Annotated in this window: 18 protein-coding genes and 1 pseudogene; 9 read left to right on the forward strand and 10 right to left on the reverse strand. The window is 64.9% G+C overall.

The features are described 5' to 3' along the window. Positions 1–160: 160 nt before the first annotated feature. From metF to IVB50_RS02885, 3 genes are all read left to right on the forward strand, one after another. Complete coding sequence (metF, locus tag IVB50_RS02875; RefSeq protein WP_204513271.1) at positions 161–1,081, forward strand: methylenetetrahydrofolate reductase [NAD(P)H]; 921 nt, start codon at positions 161–163, stop codon at positions 1,079–1,081. Positions 1,082–1,087: 6 nt separating this feature from the next. Further along, complete coding sequence (gene metH / locus IVB50_RS02880; RefSeq protein WP_204513270.1) at positions 1,088–4,951, forward strand: methionine synthase; 3,864 nt, start codon at positions 1,088–1,090, stop codon at positions 4,949–4,951. A 448-nt stretch (positions 4,952–5,399) separates the two neighbouring features. After that, positions 5,400–6,407 (forward strand): DUF3592 domain-containing protein, encoded by a 1,008-nt coding sequence (locus tag IVB50_RS02885; protein ID WP_247294164.1) that lies wholly within the window; start codon positions 5,400–5,402, stop codon positions 6,405–6,407. A 6-nt stretch (positions 6,408–6,413) separates the two neighbouring features. Here the strand turns inward: IVB50_RS02885 and IVB50_RS02890 are convergent, their stop codons facing one another. After that, positions 6,414–7,043: a glutathione S-transferase family protein gene (locus IVB50_RS02890; protein ID WP_018454705.1), complete on the reverse strand. Its 630-nt coding sequence runs from the start codon at positions 7,041–7,043 to the stop codon at positions 6,414–6,416. Positions 7,044–7,200: 157 nt separating this feature from the next. On the opposite strand from IVB50_RS02890, the gene IVB50_RS02895 reads away from it, so the two are divergent. Both IVB50_RS02895 and IVB50_RS02900 read left to right on the forward strand, forming a co-directional pair. Further along, positions 7,201–8,148: a threonine/serine dehydratase gene (locus IVB50_RS02895; protein ID WP_204513269.1), complete on the forward strand. Its 948-nt coding sequence runs from the start codon at positions 7,201–7,203 to the stop codon at positions 8,146–8,148. A gap of 54 nt (positions 8,149–8,202) precedes the next feature. Next, positions 8,203–8,781, forward strand: coding sequence for a hypothetical protein (locus IVB50_RS02900; protein ID WP_018454706.1), 579 nt, complete (start codon positions 8,203–8,205; stop codon positions 8,779–8,781). A gap of 151 nt (positions 8,782–8,932) precedes the next feature. Here the strand turns inward: IVB50_RS02900 and IVB50_RS02905 are convergent, their stop codons facing one another. The 9 genes and pseudogenes from IVB50_RS02905 to IVB50_RS02945 form a co-directional block, all read right to left on the reverse strand. Then, positions 8,933–9,526, reverse strand: a complete 594-nt coding sequence (locus IVB50_RS02905; RefSeq protein ID WP_018454707.1) for a GNAT family N-acetyltransferase — start codon at positions 9,524–9,526, stop codon at positions 8,933–8,935. A gap of 94 nt (positions 9,527–9,620) precedes the next feature. Next, positions 9,621–12,068, reverse strand: a complete 2,448-nt coding sequence (locus IVB50_RS02910; RefSeq protein ID WP_018454708.1) for a penicillin acylase family protein — start codon at positions 12,066–12,068, stop codon at positions 9,621–9,623. A 46-nt stretch (positions 12,069–12,114) separates the two neighbouring features. Then, positions 12,115–13,617 (reverse strand): glycerol kinase GlpK, encoded by a 1,503-nt coding sequence (gene glpK, locus IVB50_RS02915; RefSeq protein WP_018454709.1) that lies wholly within the window; start codon positions 13,615–13,617, stop codon positions 12,115–12,117. A gap of 356 nt (positions 13,618–13,973) precedes the next feature. Next, positions 13,974–14,745: pseudogene (locus tag IVB50_RS02920) on the reverse strand (glucose 1-dehydrogenase). A 150-nt stretch (positions 14,746–14,895) separates the two neighbouring features. Then, entirely contained in the window at positions 14,896–16,038 is a 1,143-nt protein-coding gene (gene pimD / locus IVB50_RS02925; RefSeq protein WP_018454711.1) for a pimeloyl-CoA dehydrogenase small subunit, read from the reverse strand. A 132-nt stretch (positions 16,039–16,170) separates the two neighbouring features. Then, on the reverse strand, positions 16,171–17,361 hold the full coding sequence (gene pimC, locus IVB50_RS02930; RefSeq protein WP_018454712.1) for a pimeloyl-CoA dehydrogenase large subunit: 1,191 nt from the start codon (positions 17,359–17,361) through the stop codon (positions 16,171–16,173). 155 nt (positions 17,362–17,516) lie between these two features. Beyond that, complete coding sequence (locus tag IVB50_RS02935; RefSeq protein WP_247294166.1) at positions 17,517–18,704, reverse strand: acetyl-CoA C-acyltransferase; 1,188 nt, start codon at positions 18,702–18,704, stop codon at positions 17,517–17,519. Beyond that, positions 18,701–20,395, reverse strand: coding sequence for a dicarboxylate--CoA ligase PimA (pimA, locus tag IVB50_RS02940; protein WP_018454714.1), 1,695 nt, complete (start codon positions 20,393–20,395; stop codon positions 18,701–18,703). Before pimA ends, IVB50_RS02935 begins: the two co-directional genes overlap by 4 nt. A gap of 217 nt (positions 20,396–20,612) precedes the next feature. Beyond that, positions 20,613–22,709: a 3-hydroxyacyl-CoA dehydrogenase NAD-binding domain-containing protein gene (locus IVB50_RS02945; protein ID WP_247294167.1), complete on the reverse strand. Its 2,097-nt coding sequence runs from the start codon at positions 22,707–22,709 to the stop codon at positions 20,613–20,615. 127 nt (positions 22,710–22,836) lie between these two features. On the opposite strand from IVB50_RS02945, the gene IVB50_RS02950 reads away from it, so the two are divergent. The 4 genes from IVB50_RS02950 to IVB50_RS02965 all read left to right on the forward strand — a co-directional run bounded on the left by IVB50_RS02950 (position 22,837) and on the right by IVB50_RS02965 (position 26,168). After that, a complete protein-coding gene (locus IVB50_RS02950) occupies positions 22,837–23,703 on the forward strand; it encodes an IclR family transcriptional regulator (protein ID WP_018458483.1) in 867 nt (288 codons plus the stop codon). A 66-nt stretch (positions 23,704–23,769) separates the two neighbouring features. Beyond that, a complete protein-coding gene (locus tag IVB50_RS02955) occupies positions 23,770–24,567 on the forward strand; it encodes an ABC transporter ATP-binding protein (RefSeq protein ID WP_007599710.1) in 798 nt (265 codons plus the stop codon). Then, complete coding sequence (locus IVB50_RS02960; RefSeq protein ID WP_007599709.1) at positions 24,564–25,277, forward strand: ABC transporter ATP-binding protein; 714 nt, start codon at positions 24,564–24,566, stop codon at positions 25,275–25,277. The genes IVB50_RS02955 and IVB50_RS02960 overlap by 4 nt, the downstream gene beginning before the upstream one ends. A gap of 12 nt (positions 25,278–25,289) precedes the next feature. Beyond that, positions 25,290–26,168, forward strand: a complete 879-nt coding sequence (locus IVB50_RS02965; protein ID WP_007599708.1) for a branched-chain amino acid ABC transporter permease — start codon at positions 25,290–25,292, stop codon at positions 26,166–26,168.

Consider the following 26,168-nt stretch of genomic DNA (forward strand, 5'->3'; position numbering starts at 1 on the left):
ATCACCGAATATTTTATGCCAACACCGCCAAAGTGGGCCACTTCCCATTACCGATGGGCTGTCGGATGCGGCCGCTTTGGCTTATCTTGGCCTTTCGCAATCTAGACCTGACCGCCGGCCGCCAACGACCCGGCGCGCCCTTGGAGAGTGAGTGGTGCCCATGACTGACGCGACAATGCCTGCCCACACCGGCGGGCAAGACGGGTACCTGAAGCGGCCTGCGATTTCCTTCGAGTTCTTTCCGCCCAAGACCGAAGATATGGAGCGCAATCTCTGGGACACCATCAACCGGCTGGCCCCGCTCGACCCGAAATTCGTCTCGGTGACCTATGGCGCCGGCGGCTCGACCCGTGAGCGGACCCACGCGACCATCTCGCGCATCCTGAAAGAAACCGCGCTGCTGCCGGCCGCGCATCTGACCTGCGTCGGCGCCTCCCGCGGGGAGATCGACGAGATCGTCGACCGCTATCACGAGGTCGGCGTCCGCCACATCGTCGGCCTGCGCGGCGATCCCCCGGGCGGCATTGGCACGGCCTATTCTAGCCATCCCGATGGCTACCAGAGCTCCGCCGACCTCGTCGCCGGCATCAAGAAGCGGCACGGCGATATCGAGGTGTCGGTCTCGGCGTACCCTGAGAAGCATCCCGAGGCGCGCGACTTCGACGATGACATCGACACGCTGCAGGCCAAGGTCGATGCAGGTGCGACCCGCGCGATCACGCAGGTGTTCTTCGATAACGACCTCTATTTCCGCTATCTCGACCGCGTGCGCGCGCGCGGGATCAACATCCCGATCGTGCCGGGCATCATGCCCATGCATAATTTCAAGCAGGCTCGCAATTTCGTCACCCGCGCCGGCACCTCCGTGCCGGACTGGTTCGCCGCGAAATTCGAGGGGCTCGACGAAGACGCCGAGACCCGCAAGCTGGTGGCGGCGACCGTCGCGGCCGGCCAGGTGCAGAAGCTGGCCAAGCACGGCGTCGACACCTTCCATTTCTACACCATGAACCGCGCCGATCTCGTGTTCGCGATCAGCCATTTGCTCGGCATCCGCGCCAAGAGCGCGCAGAAGGCGGCTTAAGACACCATGACCGTATCCACCTCTCCCAAGCGAACCGCCCTGCTCAACGCCGCGCGCGAGCGCATTCTCGTGCTCGACGGCGCCATGGGCACGATGATCCAGAATCTCCAGTTCGACGAGGCCGCCTTCCGCGGCGAGCGATTCAAGAACTTCCATCGCGATTTGCGCGGCAACAACGACCTCTTGATCCTGACCCAACCGCAGGCGATCGAGGACATCCACGCCGCTTACTTGCGCGCCGGCGCCGACATCGTCGCGACCAACACCTTCTCCACGACCTCGATTGCCCAAGCCGATTACGATCTCGCCGACATCGTCTACGAGATGGCGCGAGAAGGCGCCCGCCTCGCCGGCAACGCCGCACGCCGCGTCGAGGCCGAGGACGGCAAGCCGCGCTTCGTCGCCGGCGCCATCGGACCGACCAACCGCACCGCCTCGATCTCGCCCGACGTGTCCAATCCCGGCTACCGCGCCGTCACGTTCGACGACCTGCGCAAATCCTATGGCGAGCAGATCAACGGCATGCTCGACGGCGGCGTCGATCTGCTGCTGGTCGAGACCATCTTCGACACGCTGAACGCCAAGGCGGCGCTGTACGCGATCGCCGAGATCACGGAAGAACGTGGCATCGACATGCCCGTGATGGTGTCGGGCACCATCACCGACAAGTCCGGCCGCCTGCTGTCCGGCCAGTTGCCGGAAGCGTTCTGGCATTCGGTCCAGCACGCCAAGCCCGTCACCATCGGCTTCAACTGCGCGCTCGGCGCGGAAGATCTGCGCGCGCATATCGCCGATATCGGCCGCGTCGCCGACACGCTTGTTTGCGCCTATCCCAATGCCGGCCTGCCCAACGAGTTCGGCCAGTATGACGAGACCCCGGAATACATGGCCCGCCTGGTCGGCGAGTTCGCGCGCGATGGCCTCGTCAACATCGTCGGCGGTTGCTGCGGCACCACGCCGGACCATATCGCGGCGATTGCGGCTGCGGTCGCGCCGCACAAGCCGCGCATCGTGCCGGAGATCGAACCTCGCTTGCGGCTCTCCGGCCTCGAGCCGTTCATCCTGACCGACGCCATTCCCTTCGTGAACGTCGGCGAGCGCACCAACGTCACCGGCTCCGCCCGCTTCCGCAAGCTGGTCACCGCCGGCGACTACACCGCCGCGCTGCAGGTCGCGCGCGACCAGGTCGAGAACGGCGCGCAGATCATCGACGTCAACATGGACGAGGGTCTTCTGGACTCGGAAGCCGCGATGGTGACCTTCCTCAACCTTGTCGCCGCCGAGCCCGACATTGCCCGCGTCCCCGTAATGGTCGACAGCTCGAAATTCTCCGTGATCGAGGCCGGCCTGAAATGCGTGCAGGGCAAGCCGGTCGTCAACTCGATCTCGATGAAGGAAGGCGAGGACAAATTCATTCACGAGGCCAAGATCGCCCGCCGTCACGGCGCGGCCGTCGTGGTGATGGCGTTCGACGAGGTCGGCCAGGCCGACACGTTCGCCCGCAAGACCGAGATCTGCAAGCGCGCCTACGACATCCTGGTGAACCGCGTCGGCTTCCCGCCGGAAGACATCATCTTCGATCCCAATATTTTCGCGATCGCAACCGGCATCGAGGAGCACAACAATTACGGCGTCGACTTCATCGAGGCGACGCGCTGGATCCGCAAGAATCTGCCGGGCGCGCACATTTCTGGTGGTGTGTCCAATTTGTCGTTCTCGTTCCGCGGCAACGAGCCGGTGCGCGAGGCCATGCACTCGGTGTTCCTGTATCACGCCATCAAGGCCGGCATGGACATGGGCATCGTCAATGCCGGGCAGATGATCGTCTATGACGATATCGATCCCGAATTGCGCCAGGTGTGCGAGGACGTCATCCTCAACCGCGACCCCGGTGCGTCCGAGCGTCTGCTGGCGCTTGCGGAAAGATTCCGCGGCAACAAGACTCAGACCAAGGAAGCCGATCTCGCCTGGCGCGAATGGCCGGTGGCGAAGCGGCTGTCACATTCGCTGGTGCACGGCATCACCGAATTCATCGAGCAGGATACCGAAGAGGCCCGCAAGGCCTCGACGCGGCCACTCGACGTGATCGAGGGACCGCTGATGGCCGGCATGAACGTGGTCGGCGATCTCTTCGGCGACGGCAAGATGTTCCTGCCGCAGGTGGTGAAGTCGGCCCGCGTGATGAAGCAGGCTGTCGCCTGGCTGATGCCGTTCATGGAGGAGGAGAAGGCGCGCAATCTCGCCAACGGCATCGGCACGGAAGGCTCCTCGTCCGCCGGCAAGATCGTGCTCGCGACCGTCAAGGGCGACGTCCACGACATCGGCAAGAACATCGTTGGCATCGTGCTCCAGTGCAACAATTACGAGGTCATCGACCTCGGCGTGATGGTGCCCGCGGCCAAGATCGTCGATACGGTGAAGGCGGAGAAGGCCGACATCGTCGGGCTGTCCGGCCTGATCACACCCTCGCTCGACGAGATGGCGTTCTTCGCCGCAGAATTGCAGCGCGAAGGCCTCAAGCTGCCGCTCTTGATCGGCGGCGCCACCACGAGCCGCGTGCATACGGCGGTGAAGATCGACCCGAGCTATCGCGCAGGCCCCGTGGTGCATGTCAACGACGCCAGCCGCGCCGTCGGTGTTGCGTCGGCGCTGCTGTCGCCCGAGAGGCGCGAGGCCTATGCCGCGGAGGTGCGCGCCGAATACGCAAAGATCTCGGACGCCCATATGCGCGCCCAGGCCGACAAGAAGCGGCTGAAGCTGGCGACCGCCCGCGCCAACCGCGTGCCGGTCGACTTCACCGCGAACAAGCCGGTGAAGCCGACCTTCCTCGGCACCCGAAGCTTTGACGACTACGATCTCGCCGAGCTGGTGCCCTATATCGACTGGACCCCGTTCTTCCAGACCTGGGAGCTCGCCGGACGCTTCCCCGCCATCCTCGACGACGCCAAGGTCGGCGAAGTTGCGCGCTCGCTCTACGGCGACGCGCGCAAGATGCTCGACCTGATCGTCAAGGAGAAATGGTTCCGCGCGCGCGCCACCGTCGGCTTCTGGCCGGCCAATGCGCAGGGCGACGACATCGTGCTCTATGCCGACGAGAGCCGGACCAGGACGATCGCGACGCTGCACACGCTGCGCCAGCAGCTCGAGAAGCGCGAGGGCCGTTTCAACGCCGCGCTGTCCGACTTCGTCGCGCCCGCCACAACCGGCGTGCCCGACTATGTCGGCGGCTTCGTCGTCACCGCCGGCATCGGCGAGGATGTGGTCGCTGACCGTTTCAAGATGGCCAATGACGACTATTCCTCGATCCTGTGCAAGGCGCTGGCCGACCGCCTGGCCGAAGCGTTCGCCGAGCGCATGCATGCCCGCGTCCGCCGCGAATTCTGGGCCTATGCGCCGGACGAGACGCTCTCCCCCGACGAGTTGATCCTCGAAAAGTATCAGGGCATCCGTCCCGCCCCCGGCTATCCCGCGCAACCCGATCACACCGAGAAGGCCACGCTGTTCGAGCTGCTCGATGCCGAGAACACCGCCGGCGTGAAGCTGACCGAGAGCTATGCGATGTGGCCGGGCTCCTCCGTGTCGGGGCTCTATCTCGCCAATCCAGAGAGCTATTATTTCGGAGTCGGCAAGATCGAGCGCGATCAGGTCGAGGATTATGCTGCGCGCAAGGGCATGAGCGTCGCCGAGACCGAGCGCTGGCTCGCGCCGATTCTGAACTACATCCCGACGCGAGAGGGTGGGAGCGACAAGGCGGCGTTCACGGCAACGCCGGCGAACGACGAGACGTCGAAGGAGCTTGCGTCGCATCCGCCGGGCTGCACCTGCGCGGTGCACCTGGTCTGGCAGAAGAAGCGCGCGGGCGCGGGTTAGGCGCCCTCCAAACAGAAAACGAGAAATCAACCCCATGCACAGTAGGCATGGGGTTGAAAAAGCTCGATAATTTTTGCGGTGTCACCGAATAATTTTTCGATATTACCGAAATTGCTTGCGGCGTCGGGCAAAACACCTGTAACATTCCATCATCGCCGACCGTGCCCGTTTGATACTCCCTCGCCAGTCGCCATCACGGCGCGTGCCACACGTTCGCTGTCGTCCTGGCGAAAGCCATCCATACCGGGTGATCCATTGGTGGCCATCGCAGGCAATACCGAACGACCAATCTTCGCCAAATGACCCGCTGGGGCAATGGGTCGTGGCTTTCGCCAGGACGACATTGGTGAAGCAATGCCTGGCATGTGCTGGGGCAACGCACAGCATCGAACGCAAAGCGCGTTTGCCGCGACCAATGGCGGTCGTCGCCGAAGCGCAGGGGAATCGGATGCTGAACGCCCAACAATTGATGTGGACACAGATTGCCGCCGGCATCGCCGTGCTGCTGTTTGGATTGACGCTGTTCAATCTGATCCGCATGCGGGGCCGGATGGTGGCGGCGCGGAGCTGGGACAAGGTGGAGGGCATCATCACGGTCTCCCGGGTCGACCAGCCGACGGCGCATTCCTCGGACGATCGGAACGACGCCAAGCCCATCATCCGCTATCGATATCAGGCCGGCGGCCAGGAGCTGGAAGGCGACAAGATCTTTGTCGGCGGCACCGTCATCACGACGAGGGTCCTGGCCGCAAAACTGACCGGACGCTATCCGGTCGGCGCCCATGTCGAGGTCCATGTCGATCCGAAGCAACCGACAGAGGCGCTGCTGGAGCCTGCCGCCGCGCAGAACGTCGCGGCCCTGGTGGCGTTCACAATGGTGTTCGGCGTCATCGCCGCCACCCTGACCGCGCATTCGTTCGCGGGCCACGTGCTCTACGCCGACAAGGGCGTCCCGCTGTTCGCGTTCGCGGTGCCGATCATCGTGCTCGTGGGCGGGGTGTTCCTCGCCGCCGATTATGTCCGGACGCGCCGGCTGGCGAGCGCCAGCCTGCGCTGGCCGACCGCGTCGGGCAGGGTCACCCATTGCGACGTGATCGAGGAAATCATCGAAGAGAAGACCGAGCACGACAATCGACCGACGACTTCAAAGCTCGTCCACCGCTATCAGATCGACCTGCGCTACGCCTACAGGGTCGGCAAGCGCGACTTCATCGGCACCGAAGTCGATTGGAACGGCACCATGATCTCCGGCCTGCGCGAGGCCGCCGAAGAGGCCGCGGCGAAATATCGGCCTGGGAAGAGCGTCCAGGTCTATTACGATCCGGACCAGCCCGGACAAGCCGTGCTGGAGCCTGCAAGCCGGGGAGGCGCGCTGGGGCCGCTGATCGGTGCCGCGGTCTGCGCGGTTGTCGGCGGCCTCTTCCTGACGATCCTGATCAAGGTCGGGTTCGCATAGCGGCGATCACCCCTTCGGCGGTGCCAGGGGCTGCACAATCTCCTTGAACGGCGCCAGCGCCTCGCACGCGTCGGCATGCGCCGACAGCGCCGGATAGCGCGATGGCTCGAACAACTGCGGATGGGCCTCGCGGGTGAAGCGGACGACGCAGGCGACCACAATATCGGCGTGGCCGATGCGCTCGCCCAGCCAGTACGGCGTGGTCACCTTGGCGCGCTCGGCCTCCAGCGCTTTCAGCACGTCCGCGATCTGCGCCTGGCAGCGCTCGACCCATAGCGTAAGCTGCTCCTTCCGCAGCACGCGTTCGTAGAGCAGGCTCACGGCCTTGTCGCCGAGGCCGGACGCGAGCGCGCAGATGCGCAAGTGATGCCGGCGCTCGGCGCCGGAGCGCGGCAGCATCGCCTTCTCCGGCCCGGCGAGCTCGTCGAGATAATCGAGGATGAACGTGCTCTCGATCAGCGCCTCGCCGTTGTCGAGCACCAGCGTCGGCACGCGGCGCAGCGGATTATAGGGCGCGATCTTGTCGGCGTCGCCGAAGGTCGACCACGGCCTGTGCTCGAAGGCGAGGCCGTAAAGCCGCAGCGCAATCGCGACGCGGCGGACGAAGGGGGAATCATATTGGCCGATCAGGAACATGGTTTTGCGCTCTTCTCTGGCTTTTGGACGAGGCAGGGCCGATCAGTTTCCACGGCAAGGCCGCAGTGGCGCAAGCAAAATCATGGAAGTGGAGCATTGCGCTGCATGCAACGGCGCCGCGACAGCGGCTGCCGGATGCGTTATCAAGGACGGCATCATGACAGCAACAATGGACATCAATCGGGAGCGGATCGCGGCGACCGAGGCCGTCATCCGTCCGCACATACGGCGCACGCCGCTCGTTGAGGCCGATCTCGCCGATTTTGGCCTGCCGGCTTCTCCCGTCACGTTCAAGCTCGAGATGCTGCAGCATTCCGGATCGTTCAAGGCGCGGGGTGCCTTCGCCAATCTGCTGTTGCGCCGGCTGCCGGAAGCCGGTGTCGTCGCCGCATCGGGCGGCAATCACGGCGCGGCGGTGGCGTATGCGGCGCAGCGGCTCGGCATCCCGGCCACGATTTTCGTGCCCGACATCACCTCGCCGGCCAAAGCCGAGCGTATCAGAGGCTATGGCGCGAAACTCGTGATTGCGGGCAGCCGCTATGCCGACGCGCTCGCCGCAAGCGAAACCCATGTCGCGCAGACCGGCGCCATGGCGGTGCATGCCTACGACCAGGTCGAGACCTTGCTCGGTCAGGGCAGTGTCGGAATGGAGCTGGAGCAGGATGCACCGGGCATTGACACGGTGCTGGTTGCAGTCGGCGGCGGCGGCCTGATCGGTGGCATGGCAGCCTGGAGCGCCGGCAGGACGCGCATCGTGGCGGTCGAGCCCGAGCAATCGCCGACGCTTCACGCCGCCTTCGCGGCAGGCGCGCCGATCGATGCGCCGGCGGGCGGCATCGCCGCCGATAGTCTCGCCCCGCGACGTGTCGGACAATTGATGTTTCCGATTGCGCGGGCCCATGTCGAGCGGGTCGTCCTGGTCGCCGACGACGCGATCAAGCAGGCGCAGTCGGCCTTGTGGTCGAGCCTGCGCCTGGTGGCCGAGCCCGGCGGCGCCGCCGCATTTGCCGCCTTGCTCTCCGGTCGCTATCGCCCCTCACCCGGCGAGCGGGTCGCGGTGCTGCTTTGCGGTGCAAACACCACGGCGGTGAATTTCAACAGCTAGCGAGCTTCGCATGATCGGGTATCGCGGACTCATCGCCGCACGGAGCAGAGCGATTTGACTGCTGACCAGCCTCCCTCACTCACTCTCCTAGGCGCCTACTCCTTCAGCGCTGATAATGCTGCCTATGCCCGTTTCATCCGGGAATTGATCGACTCACACGATCCCCCCAATTTCAGCGAAGAGGTGAACGCTCTGCTGCGGAAAGCCGGCAGGGGCGATGAAATAGTGCCTCTGACTGGTGAGGACCGGCGGAAATTGGAAGACAATCTACGAGGTTACATGGATGACGCTGTAATTCTCGAGGTGCTCGTGGCGAATCCGGACGCGCGGTTCAATCCTCATGATTTTACCCAAATCGATCCGTCCAACCCGGAAGGCCACGCAGAGATGGCGTGGAACGAAACGTTCCTGACCGCGGATGGCGAGACGGTGATCGAGACCGACTACAAGCAAAGACTGCCCGCGGCGAAACAGTATCGCGTGGTGTTCGTCATCCATCGTTGGGAGCCTAGCCTCCCACTGCTCTCCAGCTACGGAGAGCTGTATGCTCCGCCCGTGCAGCCATTGACCGAGCGATTACGGCGTCTCGCTCCCTATGATCTTCCGGAACCGAGTGTTGGCGTGATCCGGTGATCCCGCCACGCGTAGCCCCAATGAAACGCGACGACAGCGCCACACTCCGTCATTGCGAGCGCAGCGAAGCAACCAGTATCTCCCACGGAACCAGACTGGATTGCTTCGTCGCAAGGGCTCCTCGCAATGACGGCGGAGAGGCAGCTGCTACCTATTCGATGATCGGCACATGCTTTGCCGCGGACCGCGGCGCCGTGCCATCGAGCCGCGGGTCGTCGGCGATCTCGATCTGGCGGCGGAACGGACGGAAGCCCGAGCGCTGGTAGAATGCGACGGCGGACGGATGGTCGAACGTGCAGGTGTGCACCCAGACGCGGGACAGGTCGCGTGACCATGCGAGCTCAAGCGCGCGGTTCATCATAAAGCGGGCGGCACCGCTGCCGATCAGTTTTGCGGTGACACCGAAATACACCAGCTCGCATTGGCCGGCCTCGCGAAAGTCCAGCTCCAGCAGGCCCTCATCGTGGCCGTCCACGACAAGCGCATATACCTCGACGCCCGGTGCATGGATGATTGCGGCGAGCTCGCCGTCGTTCATGCGCGCCCGCGAAAACCACAGCCACTCCTCGCCGACGCGGCGATGGAGGTCGCGATACCAATGAAGCGCGGGAGTATCGACCTTGCGCAGGGTCCATGCGCCAAGAGGATTGTCACGCAGCGGCGGACGCGCTGTCATCTCGAGATGCGTGACGACGGCAGCGATCTTGCTGGCGGGAATGTCGGAATAGCCGTCGGGGAGGATCATGGGATGCGTCCCTTAGAAGCTGAACGCCGGCAACACATTCCGGGTCGTCCTGGCGAAAGCCTGGACGACGGCGGGATTTCTGGATACGCCTCATTCACCGCGGCGTCAGCGTGATCGCCTCCGCCGTTGCAGCCTCGACCGCGGCGCGGCTGTAGAGCAGCGGCACATACTGGCCGGTCGCCCAGAGCGGCGCGAGGTCGCGATAATGGCCGCTGAAGGGATCGCCCGACTGGCCCGGTGTGTTGATGGTGCGGCTCGCATCCCAATTGCCGACGTCGAGCACCATGCGGAACGATGCGCCAGCGAACAGCTGATAATCGGTGCGGCGATAGGTGGCCGCGCGCGGCACGTTGGCGGCGCCGCCGTAGGCCAGCGGACCGACCGAGAGCTGAGCGGCCGTCGCCTTGTCGGCCAGCGGCATCAGAGCATGGTCGAATTTTGCGACGTGCAGGCGGCCCCAGCGCCAGGTTGAGGAATCGGCCCCGAGCTTGGCTGTGACATCGGCCACCGCGGCGCCGAGGCTGTCGCGCAGGATCTGGTCGCGCGCGGTGGCGGGATCGGAGCCAAACGACGCGTCCGGAGATTCCAGAAAGGCGACAAGCGCCGAAATGCTGGACGCCTCCGGCGCGATCAGGTCGGCAGCCTTGGGCGCCGTGGTCTTCAGCAGTACCGGTCCAAGATGATTGGAGATCCAGACCTCGAACACCGCAGCAGCGGCATTGTCGGCGGCATCACGGGCGTCCCAAGGCTTGAGCAGTTCGAGGCCCTTCTTCACGTTGGCATCGTCCGAAGTGAGCGGCTGCAACAGCTTGACCAGCCGCCGGCCCAGCATCGTGGTGTCGTCGTTCTGCAGATCCATGGCATCGGCCAGCGTCACCTTGCTGTTGGCCTTCAGGACCTCGGTGATGCGCTGCCAGCGCGCACTGTCCGCCCATTCGAAGCCGACCTTGCGCTCGCTGACGGGATAATCCGCCGGCAGGTTCATCTGGTTGGCGGTGGCGAGAAAGCCCTGCTTGGGCTGATAGGTCTTGGGCAGTTCGTCGAGCGAGAGAAAACCCTGCCATTCGTAGCGGCCGTCGCCGGGCACCGGCATCAGGCCATCATAGTTGGCGCGCCGCGGCGTCTTGCCGGCGGCGACCCAGCCGATATTGCCCTTGGTGTCCGCATAGACCTGATTCTCCGACGGCGCGCCCCAGCGCCGCATGGCGCCGAGGAATCCGTTCCAGTCCTTCGCGGTCATGTAGTCGGAGGAGCCGAAATAGGCCGAGGTGCCGGGCTCGAACCAGATCGAGCGGACGGCGAAGGCCCGCTTGTTGGCGTCGTCGACGTAGATCACCGGACCATGCCGGGTGAATTTCAGCTCGAGATCGCGATCGCTCTCGCCTTTCACCTGCTCTTTCTCGTGGACGATGCGCATGTCCTCCCAGCCAGCGCCATAGCGGTACTGGTTGGGATTCTGCGGATTGAGCTCGTAGATGTAGAGGTCTTCCTGGTCGACGTTGAAGATGGTGAGACCGAAGGCGATGGTGCCGTTGTGGCCGATGGAGATGCCGGGCAGCGCGGGCTCGCCCGCGCCGATCACGGAGAGGCCGGGCGCATTGAGGCCGACGATGTAGCGCAGCGAGGGCACGCTGTGCTCGCGATGCGGATCGTTGGCGAGGATCGGACGCCCAGTCGCGGTCCGTGACGCCGCGATCACCCAATTGTTGGAGCCGATGGTGTCGCGTTGCAGGTCGGCCTCGGTGAGGTACTTGTCGGGATCGTGCGCGAGTGCGGCCTGGCGATCTTTCGGCGCGGCAAAGGCGACCGGGCGCGTCGCCAGATCGTAGGGCGCCAGCACCGCCTTCGGCACGCTGCAGGGATCGAGACCATCTGGAATTTTCGTCGTCCACGCCGGCTCGAGCTTGACGCGAAACCGATCGGCATCGAGGCCTGCCGCGCAGGCGACCAAGGAGCGCTTGACCTCGGAGGCGACATTGCGCGTCAGGCCGTGGCTGCGGATGCGGACGATGTCATCCGCCGTCCACGCATCCGGCATCGTGCCGGCGATCCTGAACTCGATCGGCAGCGGGCGCTTGCCCGCGCGCACATCGGCGACGTAGGCGTTGACCCCGGCGACGAATGCCTCCGCATAGGTCTTCCCCTTGGGGCCGTAAGCCGCCCATTCCGCATTCATATCGCCGCGATAAAGAAAGAGACGCAGCGCCTTGTCCTGTTCGGCATAGGCCGGGCCGAAATCCTTGGCCAGCAGACCAAGCCCTCGCTTGCGCCAAAGATCGATCTGCCAGAGCCGGTCGCGCGCGGCGTTAAAGCCTTGCAGGAAGAACAGGTCGTGCTCATTGCCGGCATAGATGTGGGGGATACCCCAGACATCGACCAGAATCTGCGCGGGAGCATCGAGACCGGCGACGTCGGTCTTGACCTGCCGCGCGCTGCCGAGCGGGTCCGGCTTCTCACGCGCGAGGGAGGTCGAGGTGAGCAGCGCGGCGCAGATCGCGGCGCCGCAGAGCTTTTGGACGACCCGGTTGAAATCCGTGTTCATTGTCGTTTCTCCCGTTTGTTGTTGTTGGGCGCGTCGTGCGCGCCCGTTATTCGCCCTCGTCGCTCGCGAGCACGCCCTTCACCGCCCTCGTCCATCCCGCAAGCTTCCGCTCGCGCGTCGCCTGGCTCATGTTGGGCTTGAAGCGGTGCTCCAGCCGCCAGTTATCGGCGAATTTGGTCGGCTCGGGATAGACGCCGGCCTCGAGGCCGGCAAGATAGGCGGCGCCAAGTGCCGTCGTCTCCTGGATCACGGGGCGATCGACCGGCGCATCGAGCAGGTCGGCGAGGCGCTGCATGGTCCAGTCGGATGCGGTCATGCCGCCATCGACGCGGAGCACGACGCTTGCCACCTCCGAGCTCGGCCAGTCGGCGCGCATTGCGGCCCAGAGATCAAAGGTCTGGTAGCAGACGCTTTCCAGGGCGGCGTGGGCAAGCTCGGCCGGGCCGGTGTTGCGGGTGAGGCCGAACAGGGCGCCGCGCACGCGCGGATTCCAGTACGGCGCGCCCATGCCGACGAAGGCCGGGACGAGATAGACGCTCTGCATGGAGTCCGACTGATCGGCGAGAGGTCCGGTCTCGGCGGCATGCTTGATGATGCCGAGGCCGTCGCGCAGCCACTGCACTGCCGAACCTGCGACGAAGATCGAGCCTTCGAGCGCATAGGTGCGCTTGCCCCCGAGCTGGTAGGCGATGGTGGTGAGCAGCTTGTTCTTCGAGGCCACGGGCGTGGTGCCGGTGTTGAGCAGGGCGAAGCAGCCGGTGCCGTAAGTCGATTTCATCATCCCCGGACGGAAGCAGGCCTGGCCGATGGTCGCGGCCTGCTGGTCGCCGGCGATGCCGCAGATCGCAATGGCGCCGCCGAACAAATCCGGCGTGCTCTCGCCGAAACGGGCGGAGGAATCCTTCACCTCGGGCAGCATCGAGCGCGGCACGCCGATGATCTCCAAGAGCTCGTCGTCCCACTGGCCGGTGTGGATGTTGAACAGCAGCGTGCGCGAGGCGTTGGTGGCGTCGGTGGCGTGGACCTTGCCGCCGGTGAGACGCCAAAGCAGATAGCAATCGACGGTGCCGAACATCAATTCGCCGCGCGCGGCGCGCGCCCGTGCGCCGGGGACGTGGTCGAGAATCCAGGCGACCTTGGTGCCGGAGAAATAGGGGTCGATGATCAGGCCGGTCTTCTGCGAGATCACGGGCTCGCGGCCGTCGGCTTTCAGCTTGGCGCAGATGTCGGCGGTGCGGCGGTCCTGCCAGACGATGGCGCGGTGCACGGCCTGCCCGGTGGCGCGGTCCCACACCACGGTGGTCTCGCGCTGGTTGGTGATGCCGATCGCGGCGATGTCCTTTGCGCCGATGCCGGCCTGCGCGATCGCGTCGCGGCAGACCGTCACGGTCGAGGTCCAGATGTCCTCGGGCTCGTGCTCGACCCAACCCGAGGCAGGGAAATGCTGCGGAAACTCGGCCTGCGCCTTCGCCGCAATGGAAATGTCGCCGCGAAACACGATCGCGCGCGAGGAGGTGGTGCCCTGGTCGATGGCGAGGACGAAAGACATGGAAGCAAACCTTGGGGTTTCTTTGGCGTTTTCCCGGCGTTGTCCGGTGAGGGGCTATTGTGTTTCGCCAAAGGGAGCGGATTAGGGCGGGAAGGTCAAGACGGCTGTCCTCCCACCCTCCCCTGGAGGGCAGGGTGGGCTCGCATGCAGCGAAGCGGAACGCGAACCGGGGCGGGGTGACAGACTATCCGCGAACTTGATGAGCAGCAGCCGTCTCGTCGACGCAAGCGATACCGCCTTTGCGGCTTCACCCCACCCCGCCTCGCGTTGCGCTCTGGGCAACACGAAGCGACCCTCCCCCTCTAGCGGAGGAAAAGTGAAGCGCGCCCGGCGTACAATTGCAAGTAGAGCAGAAGTTACGGCGCCGCCGTGGTCACGCCGCCGTCGATGACGATCGTTTGTCCCGTCATGAAGCTCGACGCGTCGGAGGCGAGGTAGGCCACTGCGCCTGCGATTTCGTCGGGTTCGCCGATACGGCGGAGCGGCGTGGTGGCCGTGCGGCGTTTCAGATTCGCTTCGTCTTCCCACAGCGCGCGGGCGAAGTCGGTCTTGACGAGGCCGGGCGCGATGCAGTTGACGCGGACGCCTTTCGGGCCCCATTCGCCGGCGAGCGAACGACACAGCGCGAAGTCGGCGGCTTTCGAGATGCCGTAGGCGCCGATCACGGTCGAACCGCGCAAGCCCCCGATCGAGGAGATGATGACGACTGAGCCGTTGCCGCGGTCGGCCATCTGCGGGATCGCAAGCGCGGAGAGCCAGATGTTGCTCTTGACGTTGCTGCCCATGATCTTGTCAGGCCTCGTCGGTGATGTCGAGCAGCGGGCCGTAATACGGGTTGACCGCGGCGTTGCAGACGAGGATGTCGATCTTGCCGTAATGCTTGATCGTGCCCGCGATCAGCGCCTCGACCTCCTGCTTGCGCGCGATGTTGCAGGGGATGACGGTGGCCTCGCCGCCGGCCGCCTTGATGCCGTCGGCGACTGCCTTGCAGGCATCGGCCTTGCGCGAGGAGACCACCACTTTGGCGCCGAGCTTTGCGAGCAGCTCGGCGGAGGAGCGGCCGATGCCGCGGCTGGAGCCGGTGACCACGGCGACCTTGCCGGTGAGATCGAACGGGGTGTTCTTCATTGTTGTTGGGCTCCGTTGAGGCCACTTGTTCAGACGTCATCGCCCGGCTTACCCGGGCGATCCAGTATTCCAGAGACGGCGCGGCTAGAACCGAGAAGCCGCAGCGTACTGGATTCCCCGCCTGCGCGGGGGATGACAGCGACCTTGTAGCTAGATCAACCCGCCACCGTCCGCCACGCGGCGCTGGTGGTAGTCGGTGTCGCCGAACGAGTTCTCGATCATGGTCAGGCGCTTGAAGTAATGGCCGATCTTCGCCTCCATGGTCATGCCGATGCCGCCGTGGAGCTGGATCGCCTGCTGTCCCACGAACTTCAGCGACTTGCCGATCTGCACCTTGGCCGCGGCAATAGCGTTGCTGCGCTCCTTGGCGTCCTGGAAATCGCCCGCCATGGTCGCGAACATCGACATCGATCGCGCCTGCTCGGTGGCGACGAACATGTCAGAGGCGCGGTGCTGCAGCGACTGGAACGAGCCGATCGGCACCCCGAACTGCTTGCGCGTCTTGATGTACTCGACCGTGGTCTTGAGCGATTCGTCCATCAGGCCGACCGCTTCGGCGCAGAGCGCGATGCGAGCTTCGTCGACCACACGCTCGATCAGCGTGAGCGAATCGTCGGGATTGCCGAGCACGGCATCGGCACCGATTTCGACGCCGGTGAAGGTGATGTCGGCGGCGTGCAGGCCGTCCTGGGTCGGGTACGACTTCTTGGCGACGCCCTTGGCGTCGGCCGGCACCAGGAACACGCCGATGCCGCTCTTGTCGCGGCGCTCGCCCCTAGTGCGCGCGGTCACGATGAGGGTATCTGCATTCTCGCCGTTGAGCACGACGAACTTCTCGCCGTCGATGACCCAACCGTCGCCCTTCTTCTTCGCCGTCGTGGTGACGTCGAAGAGATCGTAGCGCGAGTTCTTCTCGAGCTGGGCAAAGGCGAGCGTCTTGCTGCCGTCTACGATGCCGGGCACATGCGCGGCCTTCTGCGCATCGCTGCCCGCATGGCGCAGGAAGCCGCCGCCGATCACGACGGTTGCGAGGTAAGGCTCGAGCACCAGTGCCTTGCCGAGCGCCTCCATCACGATCATGGTCTCGACGCCGCCGCCGCCGAAGCCGCCATCGGCCTCCGCGAAGGGCAGACCGAGCAGGCCCTGCTCGGCGAGCTTGCCCCAGACCGCTTTGCTCCAGCCGCCCTTCTCCTTCATGTACTTCTTGCGGCTCTCGAAATCGTAGGAATCGGTCAAGAGGCCGTCGATGCTTTCCTTGAGAAGCCGCTGCTCCTCGTTCAGATCAAAATCCATGTTCTTTGCTCTCCGGTATCGATTTCGTCATGCCCGGCCTTATGCCGGGCATCCACGTTCTTTCGTGGCGCTAGGCGTGGATGGCCGGGTCAGGCCCGGCCGTGACGGTGAGTGCGTGTTGATGGTGTACGATCAAAGCCCCAGCACCGCCTTGGCGATGATGTTGCGCTGGATCTCGTTGGAGCCGCCGTAGATCGAGACCTTGCGGTTGTTGAAATAGCTCGGCGCGATCTGGGCGGTCCAGTCCATGGCTTCGTTCGAGCCGTCGTCGCCGTGCACGTCATAGGGTGCCGCGAACGGGCCGATCACCTCCATCAGCAGCTCGGTGGTGGTCTGCTGGATCTCGGAGCCCTTGATCTTCAGCACCGAGGAAGCCGGATTGGGCTTGCCTTTGCCGTGCTTGCCTTCGTCGGCGACGACGCGGAGCTGGGTGAGTTCGAGCGCCTTGAGCTCGATCTCGCAGGCCGCGAGCTTGTCGCGGAAGGCCGCGTCCTGAATGATCGGCTTGCCGCCGGATTCGACCTTGGAGGCGAGATCGCGGATGCGGCGGAGCCGCTCCTTGGAGACGCCGACCCGCGCGATGCCGGTGCGCTCATTGCCGAGCAGGAATTTCGCGTAATCCCAGCCCTTGTTCTCCTCGCCGATCAGGTTCTCGATGGGCACTTCGACGTCGTCGAAGAACACCTCGTTGACCTCGGCGCCGCCGTCGATGGTCTGGATCGGGCGCACCGTGACGCCCTTCGACTTCATCGAGAACACGATGAAGGAGATGCCCATCTGCTTCTTGGCGGACGGGTCGGTGCGGCAGAGGCAGAAGATCATGTCGGCGTGCTGGGCGAGCGTGGTCCAGGTCTTCTGGCCGTTGATGATCCACTTGTCGCCCTTGCGCTCGGCCTTCGTCTTCAGCGAGGCGAGGTCGGAGCCGGAGCCGGGCTCGGAGAAGCCCTGGCACCACCAGTCGTCGACATTGGCGATGCGCGGCAGATACTGCTTCTTCTGCTCTTCATTGCCGAAGGTGTAGATGACGGGACCCACCATGCTGACGCCGAAGGCGAGCGGCTGCGGCGCCGGATAGGACTGCAGCTCCTCGTTGAAGATATAGTGCTGCACGGAGGTCCAGCCGGTGCCGCCATATTGCTTGGGCCAGTGGCTGACGCCCCAGCCCTTCTTGTTGAGGATGCGCCACCACGTCACCATCTCGTCCTTCGAGAGGTGGCGGCCCTCGACCAGCTTGCGCCGCGTATCCGGCGGCACGTTGTCGCGGAAGAATGACCGCACTTCCTCGCGAAACGCCTGCTCTTCTTTCGTGAATGCGAGATCCATCGGATCCTCCTGTGAATGTGTCGTCCCGGCGAAGGCCGGGACCCATAACCACCGGCCTTCGTTGGTTTGCGAAGGCCATTGTTGTTCGCGTGCCACACTCCTGCTGCGGAGTATGGGTCCCGGCTTTCGCCGGGACGACGGTTACTGGACGACGGCTACTGCAACACCTCGAAAAGCCCCGCCGCGCCCATGCCGCCGCCGACGCACATGGTGACGACCGCGTACTTCGCCTTGCGGCGGCGGCCTTCAATCAGAGCGTGGCCGGTGAGGCGCGCGCCCGACATGCCGTAGGGATGGCCCACCGCGATCGCGCCGCCGTCGACATTGATCTTGTCGGGGTCGATGCCGAGCTTGTCGCGGCAATACAGCACCTGCACCGCGAAAGCTTCGTTCAGCTCCCACAGGCCGATGTCGTCGACGGTCAGGCCATGACGCTTGAGCAGGCGCGGCACGGCGAATACCGGGCCGATGCCCATCTCGTCCGGCTCGCAGCCGGCGGAGACGAAGCCGCGGAAGATGCCGAGCGGGTTCAGCCCGCGCTTTGCCGCTTCCTTGTCGCTCATGATCACGCTCGCGCTGGCGCCGTCCGAAAGCTGGCTGGCATTGCCGGCGGTGACCGAAAATCCCTCGCCACGGACGGCCTTGAGGCCGGCGAGGCCTTCTGCGGTGGTCTCGGGGCGCGGGCCCTCGTCCTGCGACAGCGTGACGTCCTTGAACGAGACTGCACCGGTGGCCTTGTCGGTCACCGCCATCCTGGTGGTGATCGGCGCGAGCTCATCCTTGAACTTTCCGCCCTGCTGCGCCGCGGCGGTGCGGCGCTGGCTCTCCAGCGAATATTCGTCCTGCTTTTCGCGCGAGATGCCGTAGCGCTTGGCGACGATCTCGGCGGTGTCGATCATGGGCATGTAGACCTCGCCCTTGATCTCGAGCAGCGCCGGGTCCTGCGCGTGGAAGCCGTTCATCTTGTCGTTCTGCACCAGCGAGATGGACTCGCCGCCACCGCCGACCGCGATCTCGACACCGTCGAAGATCACCGAACGCGCGGCGAGCGCGATCGCCTGCAGGCCCGAGGCGCATTGCCGGTCGATAGTGGTGCCGGCGACGGTGACGGGGAGACCGGCACGGAGCAGCGCCTTGCGCGCGATGTTGCCGCCGGTCGCGCCCTGCTGGAGTGCTGCGCCCATCACGACGTCCTCGACCTCCTTGGGGTCGATCTTGGCGCGCGCGACGGCCTCGCCGATGGCGTGGCCGAGCAGCGTTGCGCCCTCGGTGGCGTTGAGCGCGCCGCGATAGGCCTTCCCGATCGGGGTGCGGGCGGTGGAAACGATGACGGCGTCGGTCAAGCGCGATCTCCTGATGCAAGTCGGGTGGCAAGTTGGGCGGATTGTGACGGTTTCTGCCGCTGGCGCAATTCGTGGCGCGACAGCTTTCCGACCGGCGTGCGCGGCAGATCGTGGACGAATTCGACCTCCGCCGGCAATTCGTGCTTGCCGAGCTTGCCGGCGAGCTGAGCGCGCAGCTCGTCGAGCGAGAACGGCTTTGCATCCGTCTTCAGCTTGATGAAGGCTTTGGCGGCCTCGCCGCGGTACTGGTCGGGAATACCGAGCACGATCACCTCGTGCACGCCTGGTATGGTATAGATCGCCTGCTCGATCATCTGCGGATAGACGTTGAAGCCGCCAGAGATGATCATGTCCTTCTTGCGGTCGACCAGGAAGAAATAGCCGTCGGTATCGACATAGCCGATGTCGCCGGTGAGGAAGCGGCCGTCGACGAAGGCCTCCGCGGATCCTTCGGGCTTATTCCAGTAGCCTTTGGTGACGTTCGGGCCCTTGATGCGAATCTCGCCGACTTCGCCCGGCGGCAGCACCTTCGAGGGATCGTCCAGGGAAACGACGTCGAGCTCGATGCCGGGCAGCATCAGGCCGATCGAGCCGGGCTTATCGGGACCTGTAGGCGGATGGCCGGTGCCGGGCGAGCAGGTCTCGGTCATGCCCCAGCCGCTGCGGAGCTTCTTGCCGACTTTGCGCTCGAAGAAACTCGCGATCTCCACCGGCAGCGGCGCGCCCCCGGAGCCGATCGTCGCCAGCGAGGAGAAATCGCGCTTGTCGAGATCGGGAAGGGCTGCGATCGCGATCCACATCGTCGGCACGCCGGGAAAGTAGGTTGCGCGCTTGATTTCGATGTCGCGCATCACCGCTTCGACGTCAAAACGCTGATGCAGCGAGATCAGATTGCCGCGCCTGAGCGAGGACAGCAGCACGACGGTGAGCGCATAGATGTGGAACAGCGGCAGCACGCAGATCACGCGCTCGACGACGTCGCCACGCGTCGCGCGCGACGGCTTGCCCCAGACGTCGTAGATCGACACGGCCGAGGTGAGATTGCCGTGGGTCAGCATCGCGCCTTTGGGCAAGCCGGTGGTGCCACCGGTATATTGCAGCAGCGCGACATCGTCGGCGCTCACTTGCGGCCACTCTGCCGGCGCGGTGGCGCCCTCGACAAAGGCCTTGAAGGTGACGATGCGGGGATCGCTGGGGATCGCAGCCTGCGGCGTGCCGACCTTACCCCAATTGTCGTCCTCGCAGACCACCAGGCGGTCGATCAGGCCCTTCTCCAGGAATTTCAGCGCGGTCGGCAGCAACGCCGCCAGGTTAGAGGTGACGAGCAGGCGCGAACCGGAATCGGAGACCTTGTGCGTCAGCGCGATCTCGCCGTCGAGCGGTGAGAGATGCGCGACGCGGGCGCCGGCCTTCAGCGCGCCGAAGAAATTGACGGGATGGTCCGGCGTATTGCCGAGGAACAGCGCGACCGAACTGTTCTTGCCGTAGCCGGCGCGCAGGAAGGCGGCGGCTGCGCGCTCAGCCATCGCGGCGAGTTCGCTGTAGGTAATCGGATGGTCGCGGAATTCCAGCGCGGTGCGCGGGCCGTACTCGGCGGCGGCTTTTGCCAGCAGATCAGGCAGCGTGCCCTGGACGATGGTGTCGTCCCAGCGCACGCCCTCGGGATAAAACTGTTCGCCGGGATGGGTCATTAGGGGTCGTTACTCTGCAAGGCGGCCGCGACGATACCGTGTGAGGTGGGCACAAGCGGACCGGCTCCCTTCCCCCTTGTGGGGAAAGGTTGGGGAAGGAGGTGGCCACAAACGCCGGCGCCCGGGCCTGCCCCCGTCCCTGACCCTCCCCCACAACGGGGGAGGGAACGGAGAGAGCGTTGCCCGGGACGAGACATCACAGCCACCGCCAATCCAATCACGCCGCTTTCGAGCCCGCCGCGAGCGAGGCGAAGGTCTTGCCTTCGGCCGCGAGCTTCTTCAGCAGCGGCGCGGGCTCGAGGCTCGGATCGTTGGTCTCCTTGGCGTAGAAGGAGAGCCGATCGGCGATGTGCTTGAGGCCGACGGTGTCGGCCCAGAACATCGGGCCGCCGCGGTAGATCGGCCAGCCATAGCCATAGAGCCAGACCACGTCGATATCGGACGGGCGCGCGGCAATGCCCTCTTCCAGGATCTTCGCGCCCTCGTTGATCATCGGGTACATCATGCGCTCGAGGATCTCATCGTCGCTGACGACGCGCTTCTTGCGGCCCAAACGAAGCAGCGTCTCGTCGATCAGCTTCTCGACTTCGGGATCGGGCAGCGCCGAACGGGAGCCGGCTTCGTATTTGTAATAGCCCTTGCCGGTCTTCTGGCCGAAGCGTCCGGCTTCGCAGAGCGCATCCGCGATCTCCGACTTGATGCCGCGGTCCTTGCGCGAGCGCCAGCCGATGTCGAGGCCGGCGAGGTCACCCATCGCGAACGGCCCCATCGGCATGCCGAACTTCGTCACGACGGCGTCGACCTGCTGCGGAAGCGCGCCTTCGAACAGCAGTTTCTCGGACTGCTTGCCGCGCTGGGCCAGCATGCGGTTGCCGACAAAGCCGTCGCAGACGCCGACCACGGCCGGCACTTTTGCGATTTTGCGCGCGATCGAGACCGCCGTCACAAGGGCATCCGGCGCGGTCTTGTCGGCGCGCACGATCTCGCACAATTTCATGACGTTGGCGGGAGAGAAGAAGTGCATGCCGAGCACGTCCTGCGGACGCTTGGTCGACTTCGCGATCTCGTCGATGTTCAGGTAGGAGGTGTTGGAGGCGAGCACGGCGCCCGGCTTGACGTACTGGTCGAGCTTGCCGAACACTTCCTTTTTCACTGCCATGGTCTCGAACACGGCTTCGATGACGAGGTCGGCGTCGCCGACGTTCTCGATGCCCACGACGCCGTTGATCAGCGCCATGCGCTTCGCGGGCGCATCCGCCGGGATGCCGCCCCGTGCCGCGGTCGCTTCCCAGTTCTTCTGCATGATGCCCATGCCGCGCTTGAGCTGCTCCTCGCCTGTCTCGATCAGGGTGACGGGAATGCCGGCATTGGCAAAGGACATCGCGATGCCACCGCCCATCGTGCCGGCGCCGAGGATGGCGACGCGGTTCACGGGCCGCGGCTTGGTCCCTTCAGGAACGCCGGCGATCTTGCTGGCCTCGCGCTCCGCGAAGAAGGCATAACGCTGCGCCTTGGACTGATCGCTGGCGACGAGCTTCAGGAAGCCCTCGCGCTCCTTCTTCAGACCTTCGTCGAACGGCAGGTCGATGGCGTAGCCGACGGCGTCGGCCGCCGCGAACGGCGCTTCCAGGCCGCGCGACTTCTTGGTCATGGCGGCGACCGCATTGGTGAAGATCGAGCGGTCGGCCTTGGCCGCCGCGATCTTGGAGTCGTCGTCACGCAGGCGGCGCAGCGGACGCTTTTCAGCCAGCAGCTTTCGTACGAAGGCTTCGCCACCGGCGGCCGGACCCTCGACGATCTCCTCGATCAGACCGTTCTTCAGCGCTTCCGCCGCTCCGATCGGATCACCGCCGACGATCATCTTGACCGCGAGCTCCGGTCCAACCGCGCGCGGCAGGCGCTGGGTGCCGCCGGCGCCCGGCAGCAGGCCGAGCTTCACCTCGGGGAGGCCGAGCTTGGCTTCCTTCACCGCGACGCGGAAATGACAGGCGAGCGCGACCTCGAGGCCACCGCCGAGCGCGGTGCCGTGGATCGCGGCCACGACCGGCTTCGGTGAATTCTCGATCTCGGAAAGCACGTCGTTAAGGGCGGGCGGCTTCGGCGGCTTGCCGAATTCGGTGATGTCGGCGCCCGCGATGAAGGTGCGGCCGGCACAGGTCAGCACGATGCCCTTGATGGCGGGATCGGCGACCGCGGCCTTGATGCACTCCAGAATTCCGCCACGAACCGCGGCGCTCAGCGCGTTGACCGGAGGGCTGTCGACCGTGACGATCCCGACTTCGTCATGACGCTCAAGCTTGACCACTTCGCTCACGGTGTCCCTCCTTGGTGGGGTAACTTTGTTCAATTTCGCACTGCAGAATTTAATTCCGCATCTTGACGGCAGGGTTATTTTGAAGCACGTGGCTTGTCAACGACTCCGCGCAAGAAGCAGATCAGGGATGAAGCGTACAGGAAAGAAGACAGCGACCGATCGGAATTTCGTCGTCGCGCTTTCCCGCGGACTTGACGTATTGCGCGCATTCCAGCCCAGCGACGGACTTCTTGGCAATCAGGAAATCGCGGCCCGCACCAATTTGCCCAAGCCGACCGTTTCGCGGCTGACCTATACCTTGACCAAGCTCGGCTATCTGACGCCGGTTCCCCGCTTCGAGAAATATCAGCTTGCGCCGGCCGCGATGGCGCTCGGCTACGCCGCGTTGTCCAATCTCGGCGTTCGGCATTTGTCCGAGCCGTTTCGCGAGGAAATGATGCGTGCGACCGGCGGCGCCGTCGCCATCGGCGGCCGCGACCGGCACAGCATGATCTATTTCGGACAGAGCCGTGGCAGCGAGACGGTTGGCGTTCAACTGGACGTCGGCTCCCGCGTGCCGATTGCAACCAGCGCGATGGGCCGCGCCTATTTCTGGGCACTCGACGAAGACAATCGCGCTGAACTGTCTCGTGTCTTGCGCGAACATTACGGCAGCCGCTGGCCCAAGATGCGCGACGGGTTGGAACGCTCCGGCGAGACGGTCGCGAAATATGGATTTGCGATTTCGGTCGGCGACTGGCACGACGACATCGGCGCCGCCGGCGTCGCGCTCAGACTCAACGACGGAACCGGTCCTTACGCATTCAATTGCGGCGCGCCCGCATTCCGCTTCACGGAAGAGCGTTTGATCAACGACATTGGACCGCGTCTGCTTGCGATGGTAAGGAACATCGAAGCGGCACTCGGGGGTCTGATGCCGCATTCCAAAAAAGACGTCAGCAAAAAGCTGAAATCAGGAGGGAAAGTTGCGCGTGTGGCCGAGGGGATCAGATAGCCTTTGTCATCATCGGGAGCGGTTCACATCGCCCCTTCGCTCACTGAACACAGTGGGCGAGACGAGATGACGCAGGCACAGCTCGCGCAGGGGACATCGCCCCTGCTCGCGGTTCGCGACGTCAGCGTCGTGTTCGGCGGCATCGTCGCGCTCAATGGTGTGTCCTTTGACATGCACAAGGGCCAGATCCTCGGCTTGATCGGCCCTAACGGCGCCGGCAAGACCACGCTCTTCAACTGCCTCTCGCGGCTCTACCAGCCGTCGTCCGGCGACATCCTGATGGAGGGCGCGAGCATCCTGACGCGCCCGCCGCACCGGATCGCGGAGATCGGCATCGGCCGCACCTTCCAGAACGTGGCGCTGTTTCCGAATTTGTCGGTGATGGACAATGTCCGCGTCGGCACCCATGCCCGCACCTCCAGCGACATCATCAGCGACTCGCTGCGGCTGGCCTGGGTTCGCCGCAGCGAGAGCGACGTCAACAAGAAGGTGCACGAGATCCTCGCCTATCTCGACCTCGAGGACGTCGCCCACACCGTCGTGTCGGGCCTGCCGTTCGGCACGCAGAAGCGCGTCGAGCTGGCGCGCGCGCTCGCTGCCGATCCGAAGATCCTGCTGCTCGACGAGCCCGCCGGCGGCCTCAACCACGAGGAAGTCTACGTGCTCGGCGACCTCATCCGCCGCATCCGCGACGAACGCCACATGACCGTGCTGCTGGTCGAGCATCACATGGGCCTCGTGATGTCGATCGCCGACCACGTCGTCGCGCTGAATTTCGGCAAGAAGCTCGCGGAAGGCACGCCCGCCCAGGTGCAGGCGGATCCCGACGTCATCAAGGCCTATCTCGGGAGCAAGGACCAATGACGACGCTGCTCAACGTCAAGGACCTGCGCGCTTATTACGGCCAGGTCCAGGCCCTCCACGGTCTGTCCTTCTCGCTCAGCGAGGGATCGCTGACCACGTTGCTGGGGGCCAACGGCGCCGGCAAGACCACCACGCTGCGCGCGATCTGCAACATGGTGCGCTCAACCGGCGGCATCGAGTTCGACGGCAAGCCGCTGAACAACCGCTCCACCGAGAGCATCGTGCGGTTCGGCATCGCCCATGTGCCGCAGGGCCGCGGCACCTTCACCACCATGACGGTGGAGGAAAACCTCCAGCTCGGCGCGATCACCCGCAAGGACAGCGCCGGCATCGTCTCCGACATCGAGCGCATGTATGCGCATTTCCCGGTGCTGAAGCAGCGGCATACCCAACAGGCCGGCACGCTCTCGGGCGGCGAGCAGCAGATGCTGGCGGTCGCCCGCGCCCTGATGCTGCGGCCGCGGCTGATGCTGCTGGACGAGCCTTCGTTCGGCCTGGCGCCGCTGGTGGTGCGCGACCTGTTCGGCATCCTCGGCAAGATCAACCGCGAGGACAAGGTGTCGATCCTGGTGGTCGAGCAGAACGCCCAGCTCGCGCTGGAGCTCGCCGACCAGGCCTATGTGATCGAGACCGGGCGCATCGTGATGTCGGGCAACGCCAAGGACATCGCGAACAACGAAGAAATCCGCAAATCCTACCTGGGTTACTGAGGAGCCGGCACGATGGAGCTGTTCACCAACCAAGTGCTGGCCGGCATCGCCACGGGCGCGATCTACGCCTGCATGGCGCTCGCCGTGGTCATGATCTATCAGGCGATCGACCATCTCAACTTCGCCCAGGGTGAGATGGCGATGTTCTCGACCTTCATCTCCTGGCAGCTGATGCAATGGGGCATCCCATATTGGGCTGCCTTCGTGATCACGCTGGCATTGTCCTTTGTCGGCGGCATCGCGATCGAGCGCATCCTGTTCAAGCCGCTCGCCAAGGCGCCGGTGCTGACCAACGTCGCCGGCTTTATCGCGCTGTTCGCGATCATCAACTCCTCGGCCGGCCTGATCTGGGACTTCACCATTAAGCAGTATCCGACCCCGTTCGGCTCCTCGCCCTTCCTCGGCAGCCAGCTGATCTCGACCCACCAGGCCGGCATGATCGGCGTCACCGTGCTGCTGCTGCTCGGCCTCTACTTCTTCTTCCAGTACACCAAGATCGGCCTCGCCATGCGCGCGGCCGCCTCCGTGCCTGAATCGGCCCGACTGGTCGGCATCAACACGAGCTGGATGATCGCGCTCGGCTGGGGCATGGCGTCCGCGATCGGTGCGATCGCCGGCATGCTGATCGCACCGGTCGTGTTCCTCGAGCCCAATATGATGGGCGGCGTGCTGATCTACGGCTTCGCCGCGGCGGTGCTCGGCGGACTGACCAGCCCGTTCGGCGCCGTGGTCGGCGGCTTCCTGGTCGGCGTCTTCGAGAACCTCGCCGGCACCTACATTCCCGGCGTCGGCAACGAGCTGAAGCTTCCGATCGCGCTCGCGCTGATCATTTCCGTCCTGGTCGTCAAACCCGCTGGCCTGTTCGGCCGGCAAATCGTCAAGCGAGTTTGA

The sequence above is a fragment of the Bradyrhizobium sp. 87 genome, assembly GCF_023073015.1.
GTDB lineage: Bacteria > Pseudomonadota > Alphaproteobacteria > Rhizobiales > Xanthobacteraceae > Bradyrhizobium > Bradyrhizobium canariense_D.